This window comes from Labrys sp. Lb11, assembly GCF_057554225.1.
On sequence record NZ_BAAJOT010000004.1, the window covers coordinates 761,393 to 784,376 of the forward strand.

The 22,984-nt window shown below is 69.2% G+C and carries 22 protein-coding genes; 13 read left to right on the forward strand and 9 right to left on the reverse strand.

The window, feature by feature from the left end; translation table 11 throughout:
- Positions 1 to 24: 24 nt before the first annotated feature.
- Genes AC27L4_RS18110 through AC27L4_RS18125 form a run of 4 tightly spaced genes read left to right on the forward strand, consistent with a single transcriptional unit; the run spans position 25 to position 4,969 of the window.
- A complete protein-coding gene (locus AC27L4_RS18110; RefSeq protein WP_487143644.1) occupies positions 25 to 1,608 on the forward strand; it encodes an ABC transporter ATP-binding protein in 1,584 nt (527 codons plus the stop codon).
- A complete protein-coding gene (locus AC27L4_RS18115) occupies positions 1,605 to 2,657 on the forward strand; it encodes an ABC transporter permease (RefSeq protein ID WP_487143646.1) in 1,053 nt (350 codons plus the stop codon). Before AC27L4_RS18110 ends, AC27L4_RS18115 begins: the two co-directional genes overlap by 4 nt.
- 9 nt (positions 2,658 to 2,666) lie before the next feature.
- Positions 2,667 to 3,602, forward strand: a complete 936-nt coding sequence (locus tag AC27L4_RS18120; protein ID WP_487143648.1) for an ABC transporter permease — start codon at positions 2,667 to 2,669, stop codon at positions 3,600 to 3,602.
- 38 nt (positions 3,603 to 3,640) lie between these two features.
- Entirely contained in the window at positions 3,641 to 4,969 is a 1,329-nt protein-coding gene (locus tag AC27L4_RS18125; protein WP_487143650.1) for an amidohydrolase family protein, read from the forward strand.
- Positions 4,970 to 5,298: 329 nt separating this feature from the next.
- Here the strand turns inward: AC27L4_RS18125 and AC27L4_RS18130 are convergent, their stop codons facing one another.
- The 4 genes from AC27L4_RS18130 to leuS form a co-directional block, all read right to left on the reverse strand.
- Positions 5,299 to 7,110 carry a pre-peptidase C-terminal domain-containing protein gene (locus AC27L4_RS18130; protein ID WP_487143651.1) on the reverse strand — a complete coding sequence of 604 codons (1,812 nt, stop codon included), beginning with the start codon at positions 7,108 to 7,110 and terminating at the stop codon, positions 5,299 to 5,301.
- Between the two features lie 278 nt (positions 7,111 to 7,388).
- The gene (gene holA / locus AC27L4_RS18135; protein WP_487143652.1) at positions 7,389 to 8,420 is read right to left on the reverse strand and encodes a DNA polymerase III subunit delta; all 1,032 of its coding nucleotides are present in this window, start codon (positions 8,418 to 8,420) and stop codon (positions 7,389 to 7,391) included.
- Between the two features lie 97 nt (positions 8,421 to 8,517).
- On the reverse strand, positions 8,518 to 9,057 hold the full coding sequence (locus AC27L4_RS18140) for an LPS assembly lipoprotein LptE (RefSeq protein ID WP_487143653.1): 540 nt from the start codon (positions 9,055 to 9,057) through the stop codon (positions 8,518 to 8,520).
- Complete coding sequence (leuS, locus tag AC27L4_RS18145; protein WP_487143654.1) at positions 9,044 to 11,662, reverse strand: leucine--tRNA ligase; 2,619 nt, start codon at positions 11,660 to 11,662, stop codon at positions 9,044 to 9,046. Before leuS ends, AC27L4_RS18140 begins: the two co-directional genes overlap by 14 nt.
- A gap of 293 nt (positions 11,663 to 11,955) precedes the next feature.
- On the opposite strand from leuS, the gene AC27L4_RS18150 reads away from it, so the two are divergent.
- Complete coding sequence (locus AC27L4_RS18150; RefSeq protein ID WP_487143655.1) at positions 11,956 to 12,618, forward strand: YggS family pyridoxal phosphate-dependent enzyme; 663 nt, start codon at positions 11,956 to 11,958, stop codon at positions 12,616 to 12,618.
- Positions 12,615 to 13,022, forward strand: a complete 408-nt coding sequence (locus AC27L4_RS18155; RefSeq protein ID WP_487143657.1) for an ACT domain-containing protein — start codon at positions 12,615 to 12,617, stop codon at positions 13,020 to 13,022. The genes AC27L4_RS18150 and AC27L4_RS18155 overlap by 4 nt, the downstream gene beginning before the upstream one ends.
- A 7-nt stretch (positions 13,023 to 13,029) precedes the next feature.
- Here the strand turns inward: AC27L4_RS18155 and AC27L4_RS18160 are convergent, their stop codons facing one another.
- The gene (locus AC27L4_RS18160; RefSeq protein WP_487143659.1) at positions 13,030 to 13,557 is read right to left on the reverse strand and encodes a L,D-transpeptidase family protein; all 528 of its coding nucleotides are present in this window, start codon (positions 13,555 to 13,557) and stop codon (positions 13,030 to 13,032) included.
- Between the two features lie 105 nt (positions 13,558 to 13,662).
- Here AC27L4_RS18160 and AC27L4_RS18165 point away from each other — a divergent pair, with 105 nt between their 5' ends.
- Entirely contained in the window at positions 13,663 to 14,349 is a 687-nt protein-coding gene (locus AC27L4_RS18165; protein WP_487143660.1) for a response regulator transcription factor, read from the forward strand.
- 93 nt (positions 14,350 to 14,442) lie between these two features.
- A complete protein-coding gene (locus tag AC27L4_RS18170) occupies positions 14,443 to 14,901 on the forward strand; it encodes a cyclic nucleotide-binding domain-containing protein (protein WP_487143661.1) in 459 nt (152 codons plus the stop codon).
- 39 nt (positions 14,902 to 14,940) lie between these two features.
- Here AC27L4_RS18170 and AC27L4_RS18175 read toward each other — a convergent pair whose 3' ends face one another.
- Positions 14,941 to 15,681 (reverse strand): SDR family oxidoreductase, encoded by a 741-nt coding sequence (locus AC27L4_RS18175; RefSeq protein WP_487143662.1) that lies wholly within the window; start codon positions 15,679 to 15,681, stop codon positions 14,941 to 14,943.
- Positions 15,682 to 15,839: 158 nt separating this feature from the next.
- Positions 15,840 to 16,580 (reverse strand): glycosyltransferase family 2 protein, encoded by a 741-nt coding sequence (locus AC27L4_RS18180; RefSeq protein ID WP_487143663.1) that lies wholly within the window; start codon positions 16,578 to 16,580, stop codon positions 15,840 to 15,842.
- Positions 16,581 to 16,683: 103 nt separating this feature from the next.
- On the opposite strand from AC27L4_RS18180, the gene AC27L4_RS18185 reads away from it, so the two are divergent.
- From AC27L4_RS18185 to AC27L4_RS18205, 5 genes are all read left to right on the forward strand, one after another.
- Positions 16,684 to 17,505, forward strand: coding sequence for an SDR family oxidoreductase (locus AC27L4_RS18185; protein WP_487143664.1), 822 nt, complete (start codon positions 16,684 to 16,686; stop codon positions 17,503 to 17,505).
- A gap of 167 nt (positions 17,506 to 17,672) precedes the next feature.
- A complete protein-coding gene (locus AC27L4_RS18190; protein WP_487143665.1) occupies positions 17,673 to 18,413 on the forward strand; it encodes an ATP-binding cassette domain-containing protein in 741 nt (246 codons plus the stop codon).
- A gap of 7 nt (positions 18,414 to 18,420) precedes the next feature.
- The gene (locus AC27L4_RS18195) at positions 18,421 to 19,449 is read left to right on the forward strand and encodes an ABC transporter permease (protein ID WP_487143666.1); all 1,029 of its coding nucleotides are present in this window, start codon (positions 18,421 to 18,423) and stop codon (positions 19,447 to 19,449) included.
- Positions 19,450 to 19,532: 83 nt separating this feature from the next.
- Positions 19,533 to 20,549, forward strand: a complete 1,017-nt coding sequence (locus AC27L4_RS18200; protein ID WP_487143668.1) for a sugar-binding protein — start codon at positions 19,533 to 19,535, stop codon at positions 20,547 to 20,549.
- Positions 20,550 to 20,734: 185 nt separating this feature from the next.
- Positions 20,735 to 21,337, forward strand: coding sequence for a hypothetical protein (locus AC27L4_RS18205; protein WP_487143670.1), 603 nt, complete (start codon positions 20,735 to 20,737; stop codon positions 21,335 to 21,337).
- Between the two features lie 70 nt (positions 21,338 to 21,407).
- Here AC27L4_RS18205 and AC27L4_RS18210 read toward each other — a convergent pair whose 3' ends face one another.
- Together AC27L4_RS18210 and AC27L4_RS18215 are read right to left on the reverse strand one after the other, a co-directional pair.
- Complete coding sequence (locus tag AC27L4_RS18210; protein ID WP_487143672.1) at positions 21,408 to 22,361, reverse strand: aldo/keto reductase; 954 nt, start codon at positions 22,359 to 22,361, stop codon at positions 21,408 to 21,410.
- A gap of 164 nt (positions 22,362 to 22,525) precedes the next feature.
- Positions 22,526 to 22,975 carry an RrF2 family transcriptional regulator gene (locus AC27L4_RS18215; RefSeq protein WP_487143673.1) on the reverse strand — a complete coding sequence of 150 codons (450 nt, stop codon included), beginning with the start codon at positions 22,973 to 22,975 and terminating at the stop codon, positions 22,526 to 22,528.
- Positions 22,976 to 22,984 lie beyond the last annotated feature (9 nt).

Here is a 22,984-nt window from a genome sequence, read left to right on the forward strand (position 1 = left end):
GTCGCGCTCGTGCGGGCCGCAGCCATGTCTGCTTCGCCGGAGGCATTCCAGGGGCGCGGGGCCGGTGCGGCGATCGCCTCCCTGCGCGCCATCGCCAAGTATTTCCCGGGCGTCGTCGCCAACGAGGCGGTCGACCTCGACATCCGGGCAGGCGAGATCCACGCCCTGCTCGGCGAGAACGGCGCCGGCAAGTCGACGCTGATGAACATCCTCACCGGCATCTACCAGCCCGATGCCGGTTCGATCGCCATCGACGGCCGGACGGTCCGCTTTTCCTCGCCGTTGGATGCGATCGCCGCTGGCATCGGCATGGTGCATCAGCACTTCAAGCTGGTGCAGGCCTTCACCGTGGCCGAGAACATCCACCTGGGCTGGAAGGACACGCCGAGGCGGATCACGGCCGGCGAGCTCGAAGCGAGGACGCGGGCGATCGCCGGGCGCTTCAACCTCGGCGTCCGCCCCGAGGCGCGCATCGACACGCTGTCGGCCGGAGAGCAGCAGCGCGTCGAGATCCTGCGGGTGCTGGCGCGCGGTGCACGCATCCTCGTCCTGGACGAGCCCACGGCCGTGCTCACGCCCGGCGAGGTGCGCGAACTGTTCAAGGCTCTCGACGCCTATCGCCGCGCCGGCAACGCCGTGGTCTTCATCAGCCACAAGCTCGGCGAGGTCCTCGCGATTTCGGACCGGGTGACGGTGCTGCGCGGCGGCCGCAAGGTCGGCGAGCATGCGACGGCCGATTGCGACGAGCGCATGCTGGCGGCGCTGATGGTCGGCCGCGACATCGGCGCGCGCAACCGTCGCGACGGCCATGGCGGCGCGCCCATGGCGGCCGGCGCCTGCGCCCTGGAGCTGAAGGGCGTCTGCGTCGAGGACGAGCGCGGTCTCGCCACCCTGCGGCATGTCGATCTCGGCATCCGCGCCGGCGAGATCCTCGGCATCGCGGGCGTTGCCGGCAACGGTCAGCGCGAGCTCAGCCAGATCATCACCGGCATGCTGGCGCCCACGGCGGGCGAGGTGCTGCTGAACGGAGCCGCCATCCGCCGTTCCGGCGCATGCGGCTTTGCCGCCCTCGGCATCGGCCATATCCCCGAAGACCGCCTGCGCAGCGGCCTCGCCCCGTCCCTGCCGATCGACGACAATGTGGCGATGCGCGAATACAAGGCGCCGCCCCTGGCGCGCGGCTTGTTCTATCGCCCGGGCGCGGCGCGGCGGCTGGCCCGTGCGGTCGCGGCGGCCGCCGCCGTCGCCGTTCCCGATTTCGCCATGCCGATCCGCAACCTGTCCGGCGGCAACCAGCAGCGCCTGGTGGCGCAGCGCGAGATGCGCATCGCCAGCCGGGTGCTGGTCGCCGCCTATCCCAGCCGCGGCCTCGACATCGGCGCGATCGACACGATGCTGCGCTCTTTCGTCGGCCTGCGCGACAAGGGCGTCGCGGTGGTGCTGATCTCCGAGGATCTGGAGGAACTGCTCGGCGTCTGCGATCGCATCGCCGTCCTCTACGAGGGGCGCGTCATGGCCACCTTCGATCCGGCAACCGCCGATATCGAGGCGATCGGGCTGGCGATGGGCGGCCGGCCGTCGCCGGCGCCCGGGGGAGCAGCATCATGACGGTCCGTCTTCAGAGGGCCGCTTCGGCGACGCCGGCGAGGTCGCTGGCTGCCCGCCTCGCCGCCATCGGCCTGGCCCTGCTGGTCGGCGGCGCGCTGGTGGCGCTGACCGGCCGCGACGCGTTGCGCATGGGTGGCCAGGTCGTGGCCTCGACCTTCGGTTCCAGCTTCGGCTGGCAGGATCTGTGCGTCCTGGCGACGCCGCTCATCCTCACCGGCCTTGCCGTCATGATCACGCGGCGTATCGGCTTGTGGAACATCGGCGCGGAGGGGCAGTTCTACGCCGGCGCGCTGCTGGCCACCGCGGTCGGCCTGTTCCTGAACGGTCCTGCCTGGCTGATGCTGCCGCTGATGGTCCTGGCCGGCGCCGTCGGCGGCCTCCTGTGGATCGCCGTTCCCGCTTTCGCCCGGGCCTATGCCGGCGTCAACGAGCTGATCTCGACGCTGCTCCTGAACTTCGTCGCCACCCTGCTGGTCTACTATGTCGGCACCGGGCCGTGGCGGGATCGCGGCGCCGGCACGCTCGGATCGACCCCGCGCATCCGCTATGCCGTCCCGGAGCTCTGGGGCGTGGTCCATTGGGGCTTCGTGATCGCGATCGTCGTGACCGTGGCGGTCGCCGCCGTCCTGACCTTCACCCGGTGGGGCTATGAAGTGCGGATCAGCGGCGCCAACCCCGAGGGCGCGCACTATGCCGGCATCCCCGTCCGCCATCGCATCGTCGCGGTGATGCTGCTGTCGGGAGCCGTGGCCGGCCTTGCCGGCATGCTGGAGGTGGCGGGAACGGTTCATCGGCTCCAGGGCGGCATCTCCAACAATTTCGGCTATCTCGGCATCATCGTCGCCGTCCTGGCCAACCGGTCGTGCCTGGCCGTGCTGGCGGCTGCCGCCCTGATGGCCTTCCTCCTGAACGCCGGCATCATCCTGCAGACGCAGGGCCTGACCACCTCGACCGTGGTCGCGCTGACCGGGCTGGTGCTGATGTTCACCGCCATCGGCGAGGAGTTTGCCCGCTACCGCCGGGTCCGCGCCGCGGACGGGTCACGATAGGACGACGCCATGGACATTGTGACGGGCCTCCTGGCGACTGCGGTGCTGGCCGGCGGAGTGCTCGCCCTGGCGGCGCTGGGCGAGGTGATCAGCGAGCGTGTCGGCGTGGTGAACCTCGGCCTCGAGGGGCTGATGGCGATGGGCGCCATGACGGCGGTCGCCGTCACCGTGGCCGTTCCGAGCGCCCTGGTCGCGCTGATGGCGGCGCTGGCGGTCGGCCTCGGCCTCGGCCTCGTGTTCGCGCTGGCGACCGTGGTCTGCCGGGCCGACCAGATCCTGTGCGGCCTGGCCCTGACCCTGATCGGCACCGGACTGTCCGCGACGCTCGGAAAGTCCTTCTCCGGCGTCCCGGTCACGGCGACCTTCGGTCCGGTCGCCGTGCCGATCCTCAGCGACATCCCGGTCCTGGGACCGGCCTTCTTCTCGCAGAACATCCTCGTCTACCTGATCTTCCTGGTGCTGCCGGCGGCCGTCCACCTGCTCCTGTTCCGGACCCGGCACGGCCTCGACATGCGCGCCGTCGGCGAGAATCCGGCCGCGGCGGATGCCGCCGGCATTCCCGTCCTGGCGATCCGCTTCTGGTATGTCTGCCTCGGCGCCGTCCTGGCGGCCGGCGCCGGCGCCTATCTGACGCTGGCCTTCGTGCCGTCCTGGTCGGAGGGGATGGTCGCGGGCCGGGGCTGGATCGCCGCGGCGCTGGTCATCTTCGCCCGCTACCGGCCCTTCGGCGTCGCCCTGGCGGCGCTGCTGTTCGGCCTGATCACCGCCGTGGGCTATGTCGGCCAGGCGCGCAACTGGCCGATCGCGGCGCCGCTGCTGGCGATGCTGCCCTATCTCGGCGCCCTGGCCTTCATCATGGTTCCCGCCTTCGTCTGGCATCGCATGCGCCGGGCCACCGCCGCGCCGGCCGCGCTCGGCCAGCCCTATTTCCGCGACGTCCGCTGATCGGCCGCCGATCCCGAGCACACAGAGGGGAGAGACACATGAGCATCGATATCGCCATCGTCAACGGCACGGTGCTGCCCATGGGCGGCGCCAAGGCGATCGAGCGCGGCACGGTGACCATCGTCGGAAACAGGATCGAGGCCGTCGGGCCGGCCGGGCAGGTGGACATCGCCGGCGCGGCGAAGGTCATCGACGCGGCCAACTGCGTCGTCATGCCCGGCTTCTGCGACAGCCACACCCATATCGCCTCGAACATGCTGCTGCGCGGCCTCCTGGAGGACGTGCGTCTGTTCGAGTGGCTGGCGACGATGTGGCAGCTCAAGCGCAATTTCGACCCGGAGACGCTCTACTGGGCCAGCCTGAACGGCCTGGTCGAGATGGTGAAGTCCGGCGTGACCTCCTTCAACGAGCATTTCGACGCCTATGCGGTCGAGCCGCAGATCGAGGCGCTGAAGCAGGTGCCGCTGCGCGCCACTCTCGGCTACGGCTTCGCCGACCGCGGCGTCTACGTCTCGATCACCGACTGGTCCTGGAAGACGCTGCACGGCTTCGGCGACCTCGTCGCCCGACACCACGACACGCGCGACGGCTTGCTGCAGGTCGGGCTGTCGCCGCACGCTCCCTATTCCTGCGGCGCCGAGATGTTCCGGCTGGTGCGCGAGGTCGCCGATGCGCACAGGGTGCCGATCCACACCCATCTGTCGGAGGGGCCGCAGGAGATCGCCTATGTGGCGGAGACTTACGGCACCTCGCCGGTGCGCTGGCTGGACTCGCTCGGCTTCCTCAAGCCCGACATCACCGCCGCGCACTGCACCCAGCTCGACGACGAGGATGCCCGCATCCTCGGCGAGCGCGGCACCAAGATCGCCCATTGCCCCTGCTGCAACGCCAAGCTCGCATCGGGGACGCTGCGGCTAAAATGCGTGCGCGAGCACGGCGTCACCGTCGGCTTGGCGACCGACGGCCCGGCCAGCCACAACACGCTCGACATGTTCCAGGAGATGAAGTTCGCCGGCATGATCCACAAGGACAAGACCGACGATACCGAGTTCCTGAAGACGGCGGAAATCCTGGAGATGGCGACCGCCGAAGGCGCCAAGGCCATGAACCGGGCCGAGACCGGCCAGTTGGTGCCGGGCATGGCGGCGGACGTCATCGTCGTCGACATGGACAAGGCCCATACCCTGCCGGTCTACGATCCGGCTGCGGCGCTGGTCTATTCCAGCCGCGCCGACGACGTGCGCGACAGCATCGTCGGCGGCCGCATCCTGATGGAGAAGCGTCGGGTCGCCGGCGTGGACGAAACGGAAATCCGCGCCAGGTTCCGCGAAAAGGCCCACGCCCTGCGCAAGCGCAGCCTGGGTTGAGCGGGCGGCGCCGGCTTGTCCGGTTCGGCGCCGAAGCCGCGACGTGACACGCGATGCATAGGAAGGCCCGGGCGTCGTCCCATAGGGTTCGCAAGACAGGAGCGGGCCATGTCGCTCCTGGCGCGCGTCAGCGGCACAGATCGGGTGACAGCAGCCTTCCAATCGCCGTGTTCCCTGACGAGATCGCATGCGATCTGGTCGCGATGGCCGGATCAAGTCCGGCCACGACGCGATTGAACGGGCGAGCCCATTTCTCCGACGATTACGTATCTCAGCGCCTATGGGGCATGGTCCGGCCTCGTCTCCGCGCCTGTGTCACGGCGTCGGGACTACAGGATGAAGTCGCTCGCCTGCAGCGAGGCCGGGTGGTTGACCTGGATCGAGAAGTCTGCCTTGCCGTCGCCGTTGACGTCGCCATAGACATAGGCGTTCCCGTTCACAGCCTGGTAGCGCAGCTCGCCGGCGTGATGGGTGAAGGCGGCGCTGCCGAGGAACTTGAAGGCCTGGTTGCCGGAGGCGACGCTGTTGGCGTCGATCTCCTTCAGGTCGATCCGGTCGCCCTCCGCGGCGTTGAAGTCCTGGATGATGTCCCGGCCAAAAGCGGCCGCGGAGCTCTCCGATGGCGCGGTGAAGACGAAGCGGTCGGCCCCGAGGCCTCCGGTCAGCCTGTCGGCGCCGGCCCCGCCGACCAGGACGTCGTTGCCGCCGCGGCCGTCGAGGCTGTCGTTGCCGGCAAGGCCCTTCAGCGTGTTGGCGCCGGCATTGCCGAAGATCCGGTTGGCGAGGGCGTTGCCGGTGCCGTCGATGTCGTGGACGTTGGCCAGGACCAGGGTCTCGACCTTGCCCTTGCAGTGGTAGGGATCGGACAGGCTGAAGCTGACCGACGCATAGACCTTGTCGAGGCCGGTCGTGCCGGTCTCGTCGACCACGTCCCTGGCGTTGTCGACGTAATAGGTGTCGTCGCCGTCGCCGCCGATCATCTTGTCGGCGCCGGCGCCGCCCTGAATGGTGTCGTCGCCGCCATGGCCGTCGATGACGTTCGCGGCCGCGCTGCCGACGATGATGTCGGCGTACCGCGTACCGATGACGTTCTCGATGCCGGCGATAGCGTAGGGACCGCCGGAGGCCGGGTTGGCGCCCCAGGTGCCGGCGGTGAGGTCGACGGCGGCGCCGAGGAGGACCAGGCGCAGATCCAGCGTATCGACGCCGGTCCCACCGTCGATAGTGCCTTTGAGCGCCGTCCCGCGCAGACGGACGATGTCGTCGCCGCTGCCGCCGTTGATGGTGTCCGTCCCGTAGCCGCCGTTCGACAACACGTCGTCGCCGGCACCACCGTTCAGCGTGTCGCTGCCGACGCCGCCGTCCAGCATGTCGTTGCCGTCGCCGCCGTCCAGCGTGTCTTTGCCGAACTCGCCGTAGAGGATATCATTGCCCGCACCGCCCCAGAGCGTATCGTCGCCGCTCCCGCCGGCGATGCTGTCGTCCCCATCGTCCCCGTGGAGGACGTCGACGTTGGAGCCGCCGCTGATATGGTCCGCGCCGGCCCCGCCGTATACGGTGCTCGTACCGTCCCTTTCTTCGCCCTTGGGATCGATCAAATTCGTGCCCGTAACGATCCTGTCGTCGCCGGCCCCGCCGAAGATCGTATTCTCGACCGCCTCGAAGAACTCGAAGTCGCGGTACATGATGACATCGTCGCCCGGGCTGCCGGACGTGAAGCGTTCTCCCCCGGAGCCGGTGTCGATCGTCTCTCCGTTGATGATCACGGAGCCTTGGTAATTGCTGCTGACGACATCGATGGTGTACTGGGCGATGGCGTTTCCGACGTCGTTGACGCCGACGAAATAGGTGCCGCTCGTCGTGGCGGTGAAGCTGATGAAGGCATTCTGTCCGCTGCCGCTGTTGTCGTCGTGAGCGAGTTCCACGCCCGCTGCGTCGAACAGGCGGAGATAGGCGTCGCCGCTTGCGCCGCCGGCCAGCGCGTCACGGGCGAAGAAGCGATAGGTGGTGCCGGCGACCAGGTCGAGCCTGATCCAGTCGCTGTCTCCGGCCGTTTCGAAGGTCCCCGAACAGGAGGCGACCACCTGGACGTCGCCCTGGAAGATGGCGGTCGTGGTCGTGTTGTCGGGAATATCCACCATGGGGTTACGTGCTCCCATCGAAAAGAAACGATCTGGATTACCCACATACGGGAGTATTCCGAACCTGACGAATTCGCGCTGGGCTGTCTGTCCGGAATCTTAATTGAATCAATGTCTTATATTTTCAGGGCAGCGATCGGAATCGAACCATGGGAGCGTAACGCTAAAGTATATCTATATATGCCGCAACGGAAATATATCGGCTTGGGCTGGGTGGAACCCGTCTCCGCTTCCCGAGCCCCTCGAGCCGACTCCGGCGAGTGCAGCCTGGGCTCGTCTCAGCGCCGCCTCACCCGAGCGCCGAGCGCGACGCGCATCAGGGCGCGCGAGGCGATCACCTCGGCGAGCGTGGCGTTGCGCCGGGCTTCCAGCACGCCGTCGGCGAGGTCGGCGACGATGCGGTCGAGCCGCTCGGCCGTGAGCGCCGCCAGTTGCGCCGCCACCGCCGCCTTGCGCCGGAAATGCACCTGTCCACCGGCCGCCTCCACCACGCTTGCGGCCGGGCGGCCCTTGTCCGCTTCGGCACGCAGGCGGTGCAGCATCAGGGCATGGCGCAGTGCCGCGCCGACCAGCACCGACGGGTTTACGCCCTCGCTCCAGGCCTTGGCCAGGGCCGGGTCGAGCGTGTCGGTGCGGCCGGAGAAGGCGGCGTCGATGATCGTGTCGGTGGCGAGCAGGCTGGCATCGCCCACCACCGCCTCGACGTCAGAAAGCTCGATCCTCCCGGCGCCGTGGGCATAGAGCGTCAGCTTGCGCACTTCCGAGCGCGAGGCGAGCCGGTCGCCGCCGAGCAGGCCGAGCAGGGCCTCGCGGGCTTCCGGCGCAATGGCGAGGCCCGCCGCCGCGATCTCGTCGGCGACGATCTGGCCGACCGTCGCCGCCTCGTCGCCGTAGCAGGCCAGCACCGCGCCGGTCCTCGATCGTTCCACCAGGCCGACGAGAGGGGCTGATTTCTTCCAGTCGCCGCCCTCGATCACCACCCGGCAGTCGGACGGCGGACTGGCCAGCAGCGGCTCGACCGCCGGCGCGAGATTGCGTCCGCCGGCCCTGACCCAGATCGCCCGCCGGCCGCCGAACAGGGGGATGGTGTAGGCTTCGTCGGCGAGGCGGGCCGGATCGGCGGCGATGTCGTCGCCGTCGAGCTTGATCATCTGGAAGGGGTCGGAGGCGTCGTCGATCGAGGCCGTCACCACCGCCTTGGCCCGCTCGTTCACCAGCCCGGTGTCGGGCCCGTAGATCAGCACGACGGCGTAATGGGCATCCGGCTTGCGCACGAAGGCGTCGGCGGAGCGCGCCGGGATCGCCGTCATGACAGGGGCGCTCCGAAAGGGGCAGGATCGAGCGCGGAGAAGGCCTGCCCGCGCTCTTCCGGAACCGCGGCGGCTCTGTCACTCGTCCGGCGGCGACTCATCGGGTCAGGAAAGCGGCGACGCGCGTCTTGATCGCGTCCGCCAGTACCTCGGCCGCGCCGTTCTCGGCATCGCGGCCGGCTCTGACGGCGGCGAATTGCTGCTGGCCGCGATCGAAGGACTTGCGTGCAAAGTTCTTGCCGGACAGCACCGGCGTCTCCGATCCGACCGGTGTCAGCGAGAACTCGCCGGACACGATCACCTGGTCGACCTGGCGGATCTGCGTCTGTGCATCGACGATGTAGTCGGTCAGCGTCGACCTGACATGGAGGTGGAGCACATATTGCGGCGGCGGGGCCGCCCCGCCGCCGGTGAAGGCGAATTGCAGGTTGTTGCGCACCTGCTGGGCCACGCGCGCATCCCGGACCCCGACCGGGATCGGCGCCACCTCGATGGCCGCGAGCTTGTCGGCCAGGCCCGGGCCGCCGGTGGCGGGCGTCGCATACATCGGCCGGAAGCAGCCGGTGAGGGACAGCGCCGGCAGCGCCGCCAGGGCAAGCAGGGCGGCGCGGCGCGAAGAACGGTCAGGCGACGACATTCACGATCCTTCCCGGCACGACGATGAGCTTCTTGACCGGCTTGCCTTCGAGCGCGCGCTGCACGGCTTCGAGCGCCAGGGTTGCCGCCTCGATCTCGTTTTGCGTCGCAGCCTTGGGCACCGTCAAGTCCGCGCGCTTGCGCCCGTTGACCTGCACCGGCAGCGTGACCGTGTCGTCCTGCAGCAGGGCGGGGTCGGCAACCGGCCAGGCGGCTTCCGCCACCAGGCCCTCGCCGCCCAGCACGCTCCAGCACTCCTCGGCCAGATGCGGCATCATCGGCGCGATCAGCTGCACCAGGACGGTCGCCGCCTCGCGCAGTGCCGCGGGCATGCCCTCGGCCGGCTTGGCGCTGTCGGCGGCCGCCGCGCCGAGCGCGTTCGCCAGCGTGTAGACATGGGCCACGCAACGGTTGAAGCCGAGCCGCTCGATATCGGCCTCCACGGCCGCCAGGGCCCGGTGCGCCGCCTTGCGCACGGCCTGCGCCTCGGGGCCGTAGCTCGTCGGCGCCGTCGAGGGCGCCGTCCTGGCGGCGACGTCGTTGACCAGCCGCCAGACGCGCTGCACGAAGCGTCCGGCACCCTGCACGCCGTCCTCGGTCCAGATCACGTCGCGCTCGGGCGGCGAGTCCGACAGCATGAACCAGCGCGCGGTGTCGGCGCCGTAGTCGGCGATGATGTCGTCGGGGTCGACGACGTTGCGCTTCGACTTCGACATCTTCTCGATCGGGCCGATCTCGATCGGCTCGCCCGTGGTGATGCTGACGGCAAAGCGCTGCTCGCCCTCGCCGCCGATGCGCACCTCGGAGGGCAGCACATAGGTCCCGTCGGCGCCGCGATAGGTCTCGTGCACCACCATGCCCTGGGTGAACAGGCCCTTGAACGGCTCGTCCAGGCCGAGATGACCGGTCTTGCGCATCGCCCGCACGAAGAAGCGGCTGTAGAGCAGGTGCAGGATCGCGTGCTCGATGCCGCCGATATACTGGTCCACCGGCAGCCAGCGGTCGGCCTCGGAACGCGTCGTCGGCTCCGTCCGGTTCCACGGATCGGTGAAGCGGGCGAAGTACCAGGACGAGTCGACGAAGGTGTCCATCGTGTCGGTCTCGCGCCGCGCCGCGTTGCCGCATTGCGGGCAAGAGACATGGCGCCAGGTCGGATGCCGGTCGAGCGGATTGCCCGGCTTGTCGAAGGTCACGTCGTCCGGCAGCTTCACCGGCAGGTCCTTCTTCGGCACGGGCACGATGCCGCAGGCCTCGCAGTGGATCACCGGGATCGGGCAACCCCAGTAGCGCTGGCGCGAGATGCCCCAGTCGCGCAGGCGGAAATTGACCTTGCGCTCGCCCACCGGCCGGCCGCCGCGCTCCTGGCTCTCCAGGCGCCGCGCCACTTCCTCCTTCGCCTCGGCGATGGTCAGCCCGTCGAGGAAGCGGGAATTGATCATTCGCCCCTCGCCGTCATAGGCGACGTCGTCGATCATGAAGGTCTCGGGATCGGCGCCCTCCGGGCAGACCACCGGCACGACGCCGAGCCCGTACTTGTCGACGAATTCGAGGTCGCGCTGGTCATGGGCCGGGCAGCCGAAGATGGCGCCGGTGCCGTAGTCCATCAGGATGAAGTTGGCGACGTAGACCGGCAGCGTCCAATGGGCGTCGAAGGGATGCCTGGCGCGGATGCCGGTGTCGTAGCCCAGCTTCTCGGCGGTCTCGATCGCCTCCAGCGCGGTGCCGCTGCGCTTGCACTCGGCGATGAACGCGGCCAGCGCCGGATCCCCGGCCGCGGCGGACCGCGCCAGCGGATGGTCGGGCGCGATCGCCATGAACTTGGCGCCGAACAGCGTGTCCGGCCGTGTGGTGTAGATCAGCAGCTCGCTCTCGCCGGCCGGCGCGGTGCCCTCCTCGATCGCGAAGCGGATCTGCAGGCCCTCGGAACGGCCGATCCAGTTCTTCTGCATCAGCCGGACCTTTTCCGGCCAGCGGTCGAGCGTGTCGAGCGCCGTCAGCAGATCCTCCGAGTAGTCGGTGATCTTCAGGAACCACTGCGTCAGCTCGCGCTGCTCCACCAGCGCGCCCGAGCGCCAGCCGCGGCCGTCGATCACCTGCTCGTTGGCGAGCACGGTCTGGTCCTCCGGGTCCCAGTTGACCTTGGAGACCTTGCGCTCGACCAGGCCGGAGGCCAGGAAGTCGAGGAACATCGCCTGCTGGTGGCGGTAATAGGCGGGGTCGCAGGTCGCCACCTCGCGGCTCCAGTCGAGCGACAGGCCCATGGACTTGAGCTGCGCCTTCATGGTGGCGATGTTGGCGTAGGTCCAGGTCGCCGGATGCGACTTGTTCTGCATCGCCGCGTTCTCGGCCGGCATGCCGAAGGCGTCCCAGCCCATCGGATGCAGCACGTTGAAGCCCTTGGCGCGCTTGTAGCGCGCCACCACGTCGCCCATGGTGTAGTTGCGGACATGGCCCATATGGATGCGCCCCGACGGGTAGGGGAACATCTCCAGCACGTAGTAGCGCGGCCGCGGATCCTCGTTCCGGGTCTCGAAGATCGCCTTGTCCGCCCAGGTCTTCTGCCATTTGGGCTCGGTTTCGCGGGCGTTGTAGCGTTCGGTGGTCATGATATCCGGCTCGAAGGACTGCGCGGGCCGAGAGGCCCGAAACACACGAGGGACGTCGCTGGCCGATCGACTCCGGGCGTCGTCCACGATGGGTGAACATCGGATAGGGCGAGTTCGCGGCGAAACCAAGCTGTTTTCGCTTCCGGAGTGAAAGCGGGTGCCTGAAGCAGGTTGTCGCGGGGGCATAGCCAGGGCCGCCGCCGGCGACTATCAATCGGCGAAGCAGACCATGCGGAATGTCCCGGCCCGCCCGGCGGGCCCGGACATTCCAGATGAAATCCCGAGTTGCCGCCATGTCCGATGCCCCCGCCCGCCTTGCCGAGATCCGTGCCGCCGTCGCCAGGGCCGAAGCCGATGCCGGCCGCCCGGCCGGCTCGGTGGCGCTCGTCGCCGTGTCCAAGACCTTCGACGCCGCCGCGATCGAGCCCGTGCTCGCCGCGGGCCAGCGCGTCTTCGGCGAGAATCGCGTCCAGGAGGCGCAGGGCAAATGGCCGGCGCTGCGCGAGCGCTGGCCGGATATCGAGCTGCACCTGATCGGACCGCTGCAGTCCAACAAGGCCAGGGAGGCGGTGGCCCTGTTCGACGCCATCCACAGCGTCGACCGCCCCTCGGTCGCCGCGGCGCTGGCCAAGGAGATCGCCCGCCAGGGACGGGCTCCGCGCCTGCTCGTCCAGGTCAACACCGGCGAGGAGCCGCAGAAGGCCGGCGTCGTGCCAGATGAGGCCGACGCCTTCATCGCCGCCTGCCGCAGCGACCACGGCCTCGCCGTCGACGGGCTGATGTGCATCCCGCCGGCCGACCAGGCGCCCGGCCCGCATTTCGCCCTGCTCGCCAAGATCGCGGCCCGCAACGGCCTGTCGATGCTGTCGATGGGCATGTCCGCGGACTTCGAGACGGCCATCGAGCTCGGCGCCACTCATGTGCGCGTCGGCAGCGCCATTTTCGGTCATCGATGAGCGGCGAGCGCAACCTGGAGGCGCTGCTGCGCTCGATGCGGCCGGTGCTGCAGGCGCCGATCTACGTCTTCGCCACGCTGGCGCCGGGCACGCCTGTCCCGCCCGGCCTCGATCCGATCATGACCTTCCGGGAACGGGAAGGCACGACCCTGATCCTGGAGCGGGAGGCCGCGGCGGCGGCGGGCATCGCCGGCATCTTCCCCTGCCGGATGATCACGCTCGACATCCACTCCTCGCTCGACGCCGTCGGCTTCCTGGCGGCGATCACGGCCGCCCTGGCGCGGGCGGGCATGGGCGTCAACCCGGTCGCCGCCTTCTACCACGATCATCTGTTCGTGCCGCAGGAGCGGGCCGAGGAGGCCTGGCGCATCCTCCAGAGCGTCCGGGACGGCGTCCAGGGATAGGGGCGCGTCAACCGATCGTCATCACCGCGCGGCGCGACAGGCGCGGCAGCACCTTGCGGAACACGGCGGGCTCGACCGCCACGCAGCCGGCCGTCGGCGTCCGCGCTTCCCGGCAGACATGCCAGAAGATCGCGCTGCCGCGGCCCTTGCGCACCGGCCCGTCGTTCCAGCCCAGCGGCACGATCAGGTCGTAGAGGCGGTCCTGCCGCCACAGGCTCTCCTCGGCCGTGCCGGACGCGTCGCGGATCGGGCGGTTGTAGCGGCGGTCGGCCACGTCGTCGCACCAGGCGTCGTCGCGGCGGGTGGCGTGGAACGGCAGCAGGCTCGGCACCCGCGCGCCCTTGTCGGGACGCTGGATCTGGCCGCGCAGGGCGAGGCGGGCCCGCGGCGTGCCGCCGTCGCCCTCACGCTTGTCGACGACGACGCCGCTGCGCCCGAGCACGCAAGGGTAGGCGACGCCGCCGACCACCAGCACGCCGCGGGTGCGGCTGATCGGGCTGGCATGCACCCGGATCCTCGCCACGCGACGCTTCATGTCCTGCATATCCCTGTCGACAGCGCGTTCACGCCATTTCACAAATCACTTGGATTCCTTGCATGATGCATGTCAACACGCCGTAAAGCATGGATGAGTCCCGCGATGTCCGGCAGCCGTAAGATCCTGATCGTCGACGACGAGGGCGAGTTGCGCCTCGCGCTCGCCGAGCAGCTGGCACTCTACGACGAATTCGAGATCGCCCAGGCCGACTCGGCGACCAGGGCGGTGCAGGCCGCCAAGACCGACCATCTCGACCTGGTGATCATGGATGTCGGCCTGCCGGACATGGACGGGCGCGAAGCCGTGAAGCTGATGCGCAAGAACGGCTTCAAGGCGCCGGTGATCATGCTGACCGGCCATGATTCGGATTCCGACACCATCCTGGCGCTGGAGGCCGGCGCCAACGACTATGTGACCAAGCCCTTCCGCTTCGCCGTCCTGCTGGCGCGGGTGCGGGCGCATCTGCGCCAGCACGAGACCAGCGAGGACGCCATCTTCACCATCGGCTCCTTCACCTTCAAGCCGGCATCCAAGCTCCTGCTGGCGGAGAAGGGCTCGAAGGTCAGGCTGACGGAAAAGGAGACCTCGATCCTGCGCTATCTCTATCGTTCCGGCCAGAAGGCGGTGCCGCGCGAGACATTGCTGCAGGAGGTGTGGGGGTACAATTCCGGCGTGACCACGCATACGCTGGAGACCCACATCTATCGCCTGCGCCAGAAGATCGAGAAGGATCCCTCCAACGCCGCGCTCCTCGTCACCGAGGGCGGGGGCTACAAGCTCGTGCCGTAGGGATCTGTCGTCGAGCGGGGATGGGGGCATGAGAGGGAATCTGAAAACGGAAGACAGGCTTGAGACGGCCGGCGCGGCCGGCCGCGGTTCCTGATGGCTCTCGACGACGACATCGCGCTGTTCTCCAGGGTGCCGGTCCTCGGCGGCATGGGCCGCGAGGCGTTGCGTCTGCTCGCCTTCGCCGCCGAGACCCGGCAGTTGCGTGCCGGCGACGTGCTGTTCCGCAAGGGCGAGACCTCGGATGCCGGCTATGTCGTCGCGGACGGCGCGATCGCCATGGTCGGGGAGGAGGGCCGCGGCGCCGAGACCATCGTCGGCCCGGCCTCCCTGATCGGCGAGATGGCCCTGATCTCCGAGACCAAGCGCCCGGCCACGGCGATCGCCCGCGAGCCCAGCACGGTGCTGCGCATCTCCCGGCCGATGTTCCGGCGCACGCTGGAGGAATATCCGCAGGTGGCCCATCGCCTGGCGGCGGCCATGCGCGAACGCGTCGAGGGGTTGTCCCGGGAGATCGCCGGCGTCAAGCAGGCCTTGCGCAAGCTCGACCCGTGAGACCCCCTCTCCACGCGTCCCCCGGTTGCGCGGCCGGCCCTACCAGGGCAACTCCTGCCCGTCCCTGAAGAACTTCCCGGATGGTCCGCCTTCGGGCAGCGTCGCCGCCCAGACCACGCCGGCGGCGCCCTCGGCCACCGGTCTCGCGCCCTGCTCGGCGGCGCCGGCGGTGGTGGCGATCCAGCCGGGGCAGACCGCATTGACCAGCGCCGGCCCGCCGGCGAACACGGCCGCCATCTTCACCGTCATGGCATTCTGGGCCGCCTTCGACACGGCATAGCCGCCGAGCAGGGGGCCGCGCCGCGGCATGCCGTGGGCGGCGGCGAACGAGGCCGCCTCGCTGGAAATGTTGACGACGCGCGGCCTGGGACTGTTGCGCAGCAGCGGCTCCATGACGCGGATCATCCGCCAGGGGCCGAAAAGGTTGATCTCCAGCGCCTGCCGCACATCGTCGAAATCGGCGGTCAATGTCGGGGCCTGCGGATCGAACACGCCCGCCGCATTGTTGACCAGCACGTCGAGGCGGCCGAAATGATGGTGCAGGGTCGCGACCAGCTCCGAGGCGCTGGCCTCGCTGGTGACGTCGAGGGCATGGCCGCGCACGTCGAGCCCTTCGGCCCGCAGCGCCGCCGCGTTGACGTCGGCCGCGCCCGGGTCGCGGGCCGTGAGCAGGACGACGAAGCCCTTGACGGCCAGCTGCCGCGCCACCTCGACGCCCAGCCCCTGTCTGCGGCTGGCGCCGGTGACGACGGCGACGCCGGCGTTGGAATCCGTGATCATGCTACCCCCGTGTTCCAAACGTCTCGCCCTTTTAGTCAGACAGGGCCGCCGCCGCCACCCCGGAGCATTACGGGGTGTGGACAGGCGTGATCGCAGCCGGGGGGCGCACCGCGCCTGGCGGCGGGGTCGAGGCCGTGCCTGCTCCATGCTGCGGCCTTTCAGGCCGTTGCCCCGCTTCCCTGGTCGCGGGCGATGCTTTCGTGGTTCTTGAGCACGATGCCGGCGAGGCCGTGCTTGGCGCAGAGCCGGTCGAGGTCGGCCCGGCGCGATGCGGCGTTGGCCGCCGCCGACACGCTGTCGCCGTGGGCCGAGACACGGACGCCCTCGCCCCCGGAGGGGAAGAAGCCCAAGCCGGCCGCGGCGAGGCGCAGATACCAGTCCCAGTCCCAGTAATGCGGCAGGCGCTCGTCGAACGGCCCGAGACGGTCGTGCAGGGCGCGGTCATAGGCGACGCCGGGGATCAGCAGCGTGTTGTCGCGGCGCAGGCTCGCGGCGTCGGCGTGCGCCAGGAAGGGCAGCACCTCGTCCGGCCCGTCCGGCCTCTCCCTGACGATACTGCCCGAGGCATAGGCCAGCCCCTCGTCCTTGAAGGCGGCGAGCAGGCCGGCGAGATGGGCCGGATCCTCCCACCAGTCGTCATCGTCGAGGAAGGCGATCCTGTCCCCGCGGGCCGCGCCGACTCCCATGTTGCGCGCCGGCACCTGGCCGGCACCACCGGTCGCCAGCAGCACGACCGGGCAGAAGTCGATGCTGCGAGCCTCCTCCAGTCCGTCGCCGTCGCCATCGTCGACCACCACGAGCTCGATGTCGCGCAGGCTTTGCCGGCGCACGGATGCGATCGCCCGGGCCAGCAGCGCACGCCGGTTGCGGGTCGGAATGACGACGGAGAACTGGGGCATGGGCGATGGGATCCGGAGGGACGCGCGCAGCGCTTGACACTGCCGAGCGCCGGTCCCGATTGTCGGTGCCGCCGCCAGAGAGCCGCATCCCGAGGGAGCCATCATGACCACATTCGACAAATTGTCGCTAGCCGGAAAGGTCGCCGTCGTCACCGGCGGCACGCAGGGGCTGGGCGAGACCACGGCGCATCTCCTGGCCGACCGCGGCGCGGCCGGATTGGTGATCTGCGGGCGCAACGCAGGCAATGGCGAGCGGGTGAAGGCCGCGCTGGAGGCCAAGGGCGTGAGGGCCGTCTATGTCCAGGCCGATCTCGGCACGGTCGAGGACAGCCGCAGGGTGATCGCCGAGGCCGACAAGGCGTTCGGACGCATCGACGTGCTGGTCAACGCCGCCGCCATCACCGATCGCGGCACCATCTTCGACACCAGCCCCGAGCTGTTCGACCAGATGTTCGCGGTGAACGTGCGTGCGCCGTTCTTCCTGATGCAGGACGCCGCCAAGGTGATGCGCCGCAACGGCACGCCGGGCTCGATCGTCAACATCATCTCCATGTCCGGCCATGGCGGCCAGACCTTCATCACCGCCTATTGCGCCTCGAAGGGAGCGTTGATCACCCTGACCAAGAACGTCGCCTTCTCGCTGCTGCGCCACAAGATCCGGGTCAACGGCCTGACCATCGGCTGGATGGACACGCCCGGCGAGGACCGCATCATGAAGACCTATCACGGCGCGGGCGACGACTGGCGCGAGGCGGCCTATGCCGGCCTGCCGACCGGGCGCATGCTGCAGCCGGAGGAGGTGGCGCGGGCCGTCGCCTATCTCGCCTCGGACGAATCCGGCCTGATGACCGGCTCGATCATCGATTTCGACCAGCAGGTGCGGGGTTGTGCCGAGAGCGGCCCCCAGCCTCCGCCGCTGGCTTGACCCCTCCGCGAAAATTGTCCGGAAGAGCCCCGGCCGGCGCCGAAAAAACCACTTTGGTCTGACAAAAAGCCGTTGCGCCGGCCGATCTCCTGGCCATAATCGCCCGCCAAGAAACGTGTTCCTCGACCGGCTCGATCCGGCGCAAGGGGCGCAGGGGAGGACGGTTCATGGCTTTGCTGGACCTGCGCAAGGTCTCCAAGAGCTTTGGTGCGATCAAGGCCCTGACCGACGTCGAGTTCCAGATCGACCGAGGCGAGATCGTCGGCCTGATGGGCGACAACGGCGCCGGCAAGTCGACGCTGGTCAAGCTGATCGCCGGCAATTTCCCGCCCACCAGCGGCGAGATCGTGCTCGACGGCGAGGTCGTGCACTTCCACAAGCCGGTCGAGGCCCGGGCCAAGGGCATCGAGGTCGTCTACCAGGACCTGGCGCTCTGCAACAACCTGACGGCCGCGGCCAACGTCTTCCTCGGCCGGGAGATGAAGAAATCGGTCGGCCCGATCCGTTGGCTCGACCATGCCAGCATGGTCAAGCGGGCCGGCGAGCTCTTCTCCGAGCTGAAGTCGGAGACGCGCCCGCGCGATCTCGTCCGCCTGATGTCCGGCGGCCAGCGCCAGGCCGTGGCGATTGCCCGCACGCGCCTCTCCGAGGCCAAGATCGTGCTGATGGACGAGCCGACCGCCGCCATCAGCGTGCGCCAGGTCGCCGAGGTGCTCGGGCTGATCCGCCGCCTGCGCGACGCCGGCATCACCGTGGTGCTGATCAGCCACCGCATGCCCGACGTGTTCGAGGTGTGCGACCGCGTCATCGTCATGCGGCGCGGCCGCAAGGTCGCCGACAAGCGTATCGCCGAAAGTTCCCCCGAAGAGGTGACCGGTCTGATCACCGGCGCCATCCATGCCGCGTGAGGCGCCGATGAGCGATGCAGCCAACACGCCGCCGCCGAGCCGGGCGAACGTCTCGATCGAGTCCGTGCTCGGCATCAAGGAGAAGACGCTCTGGCAGACGCTGATCTCCAGCCAGGCCTTCTGGGTCACCATCGCGCTGATCGTGATCTGCGCGATCATGTCGGTCCGCGAGCCGCGCTTCGCCACCGAGGATAATTTCTACAACATCACCCGCAACTTCGCCTTCATCGGCATCATGGCCCTCGGCCTGACCGCCGTGATCATCACCGGCGGCATCGACCTGTCGGTCGGCTCGATCATGGGACTGACGGCGGTCGCCTGCGGCCTTGCCCTGGAGGCGCAATATCCCTGGTGGGTGGCGATCATTGCCGGGCTCGCCGCCGGGGGCATCGCCGGCGCCGTCAACGGCGTGCTGGTCGCCTATGTCGGGCTGTCCTCCTTCGTGGTGACGCTCGGCATGCTGTCGGCGGCGCGTTCGGTCGCCGTGGTTCTCTCCGGCAACCGCATGATCTACAATTTCGGCCCCGGCGGACCGGCCTTCAAGAGCATCGGCGCCGGCTCGATACTCGGCCTCGCCAACCCGGTCTGGGTTCTGGTCATCCTCACCGTCGCCTTCGCCGTCGCGCTGCGCATGTCCACCTGGGGGCGCCACCTCCTGGCGGTCGGTGGCAACGAGCAGGCCGCCAACCTCACCGGCGTGCCGGTCAAGCGCGTCAAGCTGCAGGCCTATATCCTCTCGGGCCTGTCGGCCGCGGTGGCGGCGATCCTCAGCGTCGGCTGGGCCGGCTCGGCGATCAACGCCCTCGGCACCGGCTATGAGCTGCGCGCCATCGCCTCGACCGTGATCGGCGGCGCCAACCTGATGGGCGGCGAGGGCGGCGCCTTCGGCGCCTTCATCGGCGCTGCGCTGCTGGAGGTCATCCGCAATGCGCTCCTGATGGCGGGCGTCGATTCCAACTGGCAGGGCGTCTTCGTCGGCGGCTTCCTCGTTCTCGCGGTCCTGCTCGAGCGGATCCGCGGCAAGGCACGCGAATGACCGGGTGAACCGGCATGCCGCGAAACCGGACGCGGGGCACCGCGTCCGACCTACGGAAACGACAACAACAACCGGAGGAGACCATGATCAAGTACATGCTGACCACAGCGCTCGTCGCCGCGGGCCTGGCGGCGGGAAGCGCCGGCGCCCAGGCTGCCGACAAGTACACCTTCGCGCTGGTTCCCAAGAACACCAACAACCCCTTCTTCGACCAGGCGCTGGCCGGCTGCAAGAAGGCCGAGGGCGAGCTGAAGGGCGCGGTCGAGTGTCTCTATATCGGCCCGGGCGAGCATGGCGGCGGCGACGAGCAGGCGCAGATCGTGCAGGATCTGATCACCAAGGGCGTCGACGGCATCGCGGTGTCGCCGGCCAACGCCGCGGCGATGGCGGCGGCCCTTCAGGGGGCGGCCGGGGCCAAGATCCCGGTTCTGACCTGGGACAGCGACCTCCTGCCCGACAACAAGGGCGAGCGCCTCGCCTATGTCGGCACGCACAATTACGAGATCGGCGTCAACCTCGCCAAGCTGGTGCAGCAGATCAAGCCCAAGGGCGGCAAGATCTGCATCCAGTCGGGCGGCGCTGCGGCGGCCAACCACAATGAGCGCATGCAGGGCATTCGCGACACGCTCGCCGGCAAGGAGAGCGCCCAGCCGCCCGGCGAGCGGCTGACCGGCCAGAACGGCTGGACCGAGGTCGACGGCTGCCCGCTCTACACCGACGACGACTTCCCCAAGGCGGTGCAGCAGATGGAGGACATCCTCGGCAAATATGCCGATCTCGACGCCTTCGTGCCGACCGGCGGCTTCCCGCAATTCGTGCCGGACGCCTATGAGAAGGTCGCCTCCAAGTACAAGGACGCCATCGCCTCGGGCAAGCTCGCCCTGGTCGTCGCCGACACGCTGCCGGTGCAGATCGAGCTGATGAAGAAGGGTCTGTCGGCCGGGCAGGTCGGCCAGCGGCCGTTCGAGATGGGCTACAAGGCGATGTACTTCCTCAAGGACATCAAGGAAGGCAAGGCTCCGCCGAAGGACCCGACCTACACCGGCCTCGATGTCTGCACGCCGAAGACGGCCGACACCTGCGTGGGCGGCGGCAACTAGTCCTCCGTCCTCCCAGGCCTTCCTGATCGCCGGGCGGAGCCTCCGCCCGGCGATCTGCTTTTCGGCGGGCCGCCGGGCCGGCGGAACATCCCTTGCCTGTCGGCGTTGCTTCGCCAAGTCGCGGCTGAAGCCGCCGACGCCGCGGGCGTCGCATTTCTGGAGGCAACTGGGCAAGGATCAGGCTGATGAAGACCACGATCACGCGATTCTACGGCAGGTATGCCGGCGCCAAGAATGCGCTGGAGGACCTGCTCGAGAACGGCGTCGCGCGCGAAGACATCTCGATCGTCGCCAACACGGCGGACGTGGACTATCTCGCCCATGCCGAGAATTCCCAGGCGGCGGAGGGCGCCGGCGCGGGTGCCGGCATCGGCGGCGTGCTCGGTGGCGGCGCCGGCCTGCTCGCCGGCCTCGGCGTGATCGCCATTCCCGGTCTGGGGCCCGTGGTGGCGGCAGGCTGGCTGGCCTCGACAGCCGCCGGCCTGGTCGCCGGCGCCGCCGCCGGGGCGGCCGCGGGCGGCATCATCGGCGCCCTGATGGAATCCGGGCTCACCGAGGAGCACGCCACGGTCTACGCCGACGGCGTCCGCAAGGGCGGCGCGCTGTTGACGGTGCGGGTCGACGAAGCCTTCGCCGACGAGGTCAAGACCACGCTGGACGCGCATGGGCCGGTCGGCACCGGCTATGACCGTGACGCCGGCTCCGAGATCGAGAAGGAGGAGGCCGGGACGCGCATGGCCGAGAAGGTCCGCGAACGGATGAGCATCGACCGGCCGCCTCCGGCCTGAGCCCGCTTCCCGCCCCAAAGCCCCCGCGACGTGGCGGGGGCCCGGGACATCGGAAAAGCCCGGCCCGTCGTCAGGGCGCGCTGGCGGCGTCGAGAGCCTCGATCGCGCCGCGGTCCAGCGTCAGCCGGACGGCGGCGAGCAGGTCGCCGAGCTGCTCCAGGCTGGTGGCGCTGGCGACGGGCGCGACCAGCCCGGGCCGGGCGATCAGCCAGGCGATGGCGACCTGGGCCGGCGTCCCGGAGAGGGAGGCCGCCACCGCGTCGAGGGCGACGAGAATGCGCAGCCCGCGCGGGTTGAGATAGCCCTTCATGTCGCCGCCGCGGGCGGCGCTCTTGCTGAAATCCGCCTCGGACCTGTACTTGCCGGAGAGAAAGCCCTTGGCCAGCGAGAAATAGCTGGTCACGCCGATGCCGTTCTCGCGGCAGAACGGTTCGAGTTCGGCCTCGTAGCCGGCCCGGTCATAGAGGTTGTAGTGGGTCTGCAGGTTCTCGAAGCGTGGCCAGCCATGGGCGGCGCTTACCGCCAGCGCGGCGCGCATGGTCGCGGCGCTGTGGTTGGAGTTGCCGATGAAGCGCACCTTGCCGGCCTTGACCAGGTCGGCGTAAGCGCCGAGCGTCTCCTCATGCGGGGTCTGCGGGTCTTCCCAATGCGAGAGGTAGAGGTCGATCACGTCGGTCTGCAGGCGCCGCAGCGAGGCCTCCACCGCCTCGGCGATGTAGGGGCGGGACAGGCCCTTCTTGCCTGGCCCCATCTCCGAACCGACCTTGGTGGTGAGGACGATGCGGTCACGGTTGCCGCGCGCCTTCATCCACTTGCCGATGATCGTCTCCGACTCGCCGCCGGAATTGCCCGGTGCCCAGGCCGAATAGACATCCGCCGTGTCGATGAAGTTGAAGCCGGCGTCGACGAAGGCGTCGAGCACCTTGAACGAGGCGGTTTCGTCGGCGCTCCAGCCGAAGACGTTGCCGCCGAGGCAGAGGGGCGCGACCAGAAGATCGGAACGGCCGATGCGACGCTTTTCCATGGTGGGTCCTTTCGGGTTCGAAATGGCGGGGCGCCGTCGGCGCGGGGGCCGCGCCCCGTCGGCAATGGCGGCGGCATCGCGCGGCAATGAGGATGGAGGCCGATCTCGATGCCTGGCGGGGACACGCCCGGGCTCCGGGGACCGAGGTTCCGGCGGGCCGGCGCTCAGATATGGTACATCAGGATCGGCGCGCCCTGCTCGGAATTGCGCCGCATCTCCTCCACCGAGGTGTTGTCGAGGATGCGCGCCGAGACATCGCGCACTTCCAGCATCAGCAGTCGCACCGCGCAGCCCTCGACGTCCTTGCAGTCCTCGCACGGCTGGTAGGCGGTTCGGCTGGCGCAGGCAATCGGCGCCAGCGGGCCGTCGAGCACGCGGATTGCCGAGCCGATACTGATCTTGGAGGCGTCGCGCGCCAGCATGTAGCCGCCGCCCTTGCCCTTCTTGCTGCGGACGATGCCGCCGACCCGCAATTCGCCGAGAATGGCGTCGAGGAATTTCTTGGGGATGTTGTTGGCCTCGGCGATCTCGTGCGACTGCACGGTCTCGCCCTCGGGCAGACCGGCGAGATGAACCAGCGCCTTGAGGCCGTATTTGCCCTTGTTGGTCAGCATTGCGTCCGG

Coding starts and splice junctions, on each gene's coding strand:
- AC27L4_RS18195 (WP_487143666.1), top strand. CDS start 18,421: ATGAGCGATGCAGCCAACACGCCGCCGCCGAGCCGGGCGAACGTCTCG.
- leuS (WP_487143654.1), bottom strand. CDS start 11,662: ATGACCACCGAACGCTACAACGCCCGCGAAACCGAGCCCAAATGGCAG.
- AC27L4_RS18185 (WP_487143664.1), top strand. CDS start 16,684: ATGACCACATTCGACAAATTGTCGCTAGCCGGAAAGGTCGCCGTCGTC.
- AC27L4_RS18205 (WP_487143670.1), top strand. CDS start 20,735: ATGAAGACCACGATCACGCGATTCTACGGCAGGTATGCCGGCGCCAAG.
- AC27L4_RS18175 (WP_487143662.1), bottom strand. CDS start 15,681: ATGATCACGGATTCCAACGCCGGCGTCGCCGTCGTCACCGGCGCCAGC.
- AC27L4_RS18215 (WP_487143673.1), bottom strand. CDS start 22,975: ATGCTGACCAACAAGGGCAAATACGGCCTCAAGGCGCTGGTTCATCTC.
- AC27L4_RS18190 (WP_487143665.1), top strand. CDS start 17,673: ATGGCTTTGCTGGACCTGCGCAAGGTCTCCAAGAGCTTTGGTGCGATC.
- AC27L4_RS18165 (WP_487143660.1), top strand. CDS start 13,663: ATGTCCGGCAGCCGTAAGATCCTGATCGTCGACGACGAGGGCGAGTTG.
- holA (WP_487143652.1), bottom strand. CDS start 8,420: ATGACGGCGATCCCGGCGCGCTCCGCCGACGCCTTCGTGCGCAAGCCG.
- AC27L4_RS18180 (WP_487143663.1), bottom strand. CDS start 16,580: ATGCCCCAGTTCTCCGTCGTCATTCCGACCCGCAACCGGCGTGCGCTG.
- AC27L4_RS18115 (WP_487143646.1), top strand. CDS start 1,605: ATGACGGTCCGTCTTCAGAGGGCCGCTTCGGCGACGCCGGCGAGGTCG.
- AC27L4_RS18125 (WP_487143650.1), top strand. CDS start 3,641: ATGAGCATCGATATCGCCATCGTCAACGGCACGGTGCTGCCCATGGGC.
- AC27L4_RS18170 (WP_487143661.1), top strand. CDS start 14,443: ATGGCTCTCGACGACGACATCGCGCTGTTCTCCAGGGTGCCGGTCCTC.
- AC27L4_RS18155 (WP_487143657.1), top strand. CDS start 12,615: ATGAGCGGCGAGCGCAACCTGGAGGCGCTGCTGCGCTCGATGCGGCCG.
- AC27L4_RS18130 (WP_487143651.1), bottom strand. CDS start 7,110: ATGGTGGATATTCCCGACAACACGACCACGACCGCCATCTTCCAGGGC.
- AC27L4_RS18160 (WP_487143659.1), bottom strand. CDS start 13,557: ATGAAGCGTCGCGTGGCGAGGATCCGGGTGCATGCCAGCCCGATCAGC.
- AC27L4_RS18210 (WP_487143672.1), bottom strand. CDS start 22,361: ATGGAAAAGCGTCGCATCGGCCGTTCCGATCTTCTGGTCGCGCCCCTC.
- AC27L4_RS18200 (WP_487143668.1), top strand. CDS start 19,533: ATGATCAAGTACATGCTGACCACAGCGCTCGTCGCCGCGGGCCTGGCG.
- AC27L4_RS18140 (WP_487143653.1), bottom strand. CDS start 9,057: ATGTCGTCGCCTGACCGTTCTTCGCGCCGCGCCGCCCTGCTTGCCCTG.
- AC27L4_RS18110 (WP_487143644.1), top strand. CDS start 25: ATGTCTGCTTCGCCGGAGGCATTCCAGGGGCGCGGGGCCGGTGCGGCG.
- AC27L4_RS18150 (WP_487143655.1), top strand. CDS start 11,956: ATGTCCGATGCCCCCGCCCGCCTTGCCGAGATCCGTGCCGCCGTCGCC.
- AC27L4_RS18120 (WP_487143648.1), top strand. CDS start 2,667: ATGGACATTGTGACGGGCCTCCTGGCGACTGCGGTGCTGGCCGGCGGA.